Annotated in this window: 1 rRNA gene; it reads right to left on the reverse strand. The window is 37.5% G+C overall.

The window, feature by feature from the left end:
- Positions 1 to 65: 65 nt before the first annotated feature.
- Positions 66 to 2302: ribosomal RNA gene (locus ACYVK5_RS21070) — 23S ribosomal RNA — on the reverse strand; the annotation flags it as partial.

Consider the following 2302-nt stretch of genomic DNA (forward strand, 5'->3'; position numbering starts at 1 on the left):
CTTTTATATACTAATTAAAATAGTATATAGAAATATTTTAGGGTAATATGGTAGGTGTGAGTAATAAGGCTATTAGTATCACTTAGCTAAATACTTTACAGTACGTACACATGTGACCTATCAAGAAGTAGTCTACTTCTAGCCATTTAAGTCAAATACAGATTGACTTCAAACTTAGATGCTTTCAGTTCTTATTCATTATGCATATAGCTACCCTTCGATGCTAATTTTAATATCAACAGAAGGTACACCAGAGATGCACCAGATCTTGGTCCTTTCGTACTAAAGACTGATTCTGATTTGACTATTCTTATGTGCAAAGGATATAAACCATACTGACTCACGTCGTATTGAACCCAACTCACGTACCTTTTTAATCTGCGAACAGCAGAACCCTTCCCAGCTAATGCACCGGGAGGATAAGATGAGTCGACCATTATTAATCTATATTAAGGGGATTAATATAGTGTAAATTTTTAATATCACATCACTAGTTACCCAGCGAATTAGACTATGTCATCAATTACTTCTTTGGTAGCTTGTACATCATACTTGGGATAAGATTATCCTTAAGGATCTCATGGAGCTTATTAGCATCCTTACCACTAAACTGAATCACAAAGTACTTATGCTTATGAGGTACAACCTTAGTGTTGAATCCAAACTTAATGTTTAGTTCATTACTAATGATATTATTTTCCTCAAGAGTAAACCCCTGAGTGTGTAGAATCATAATACGCCCGTCTAGACTACCATCACACATGATCCAATACGCGAGCCCTACATCAGTAAGATGATTGAGAATCAGTCCTTCGAGAATAACCTTCTTCCCATCAACGAAAAGAAGTTCCCAGAGTACTGAAAAAGTAGGATGAGAGAAGGTCTTAAACCAATAACTCTTAATTTGCCCGATATTAACTCCGCGAAGATGTAGACGTGTTCCAGGAACGAGCATAAAGCAATATTCTGAAAATAGCTTGAATACATGGAATAGAAAATCCTTTTGGATAGCACCTTGCTCAAACTTAATAATAGCTTCCCGACTTACTCGGTACATGGTTGCATCTCCAAGGACCATACCCAGAGCTACTTGGAACAGAAAATTACTCATCATTGGCAGACTATTCTTATAATCCTGCCAGTACTTAGAATTCAGATGATGTCCATCCCGAGTATTCTTAATGTTATTGTTATTCATTTTTATTTCGTTATAGTATTATCAGAGGTACTCAATACTACTAATTGTAGTAGAGTCTATATGTATTTATTGCTAAAAACAATAAATGTACTTTTTAGTAATTGTCAGGCGCTCTTGGAAGGATTATTGTTAGTATTACTCACCTTCTAGTCGTTGAACCTTTTCAGTCTTATTAATACTCGACTGAACTTGGCTGCAAATTGTCTCAGTTTCCTAAGAGTTTCTTGCAATTCACCTGATTTATGTCTCGACTAAACTCAAATATGTAATCGAGGTGGCAAACAGCGCCGACAATATGAACTCTCGTGCGCTATAACCCTGTTATCCCTAGCGTAACTTTTATCTCTTGAGCGCTAGCCTATCCATATAGCACTAGCGGATCACTTAGTCCTACTTAAGTATCTGCTTCGACTTATCGGTCTTGCAGTCAAGCATGCATATACCTATGGGCTTTTGTGTGTCCTCATGACACGTTAGCTTCCATCTAACATCAGCATACCTTCGAGGTCCTCCGATACTTTATTGGAGGAAACCGTCCCAGTTAAACTACCCACTAGTCATATTAGCTTATTAAGCATAGCAACTATCATTAATGAATAAAGGTATTTCATTTGCGTCTAACGACTACCTTCTAAATCATTAAGACGATTACAATAACTAGCTATAGTAAAGCTGTATAGGGTCTTCGTGTCCTCTTGCACATAAACCGTATCTGCACGGCTAAACCAATTTCACTGAGGTACCGCATGAGACAGTGGAGGGATCGTTAATCTATTCATGCAGGATCGTATTTAGCGAACAATGAATTTCGCTACTTTAACATCCTTATAGTTAAGACGGTCATTCACCTAAGTTTCAACTGTCTGCTAATTACAGACTAGTTTTAGACTCTTGGCATTGGACAAGATTCAGTATCTATACAACATATATTTTATATAGCAGATACCGGTGTTTTTGGTAAACAGTCGCCCCTCCCTATTATGTGCCACCACTTTTTAAGTGGTCTCCCTTATTATCGAGTGTTAGGGAGCATTTTGCCGAGTTCCTTATGCGGTATTATCTCAACGCCTTAGTATTCTCTACTTGAACACCTGTGTCGGTTGT

It is taken from the genome of Myceligenerans halotolerans (assembly GCF_054782975.1).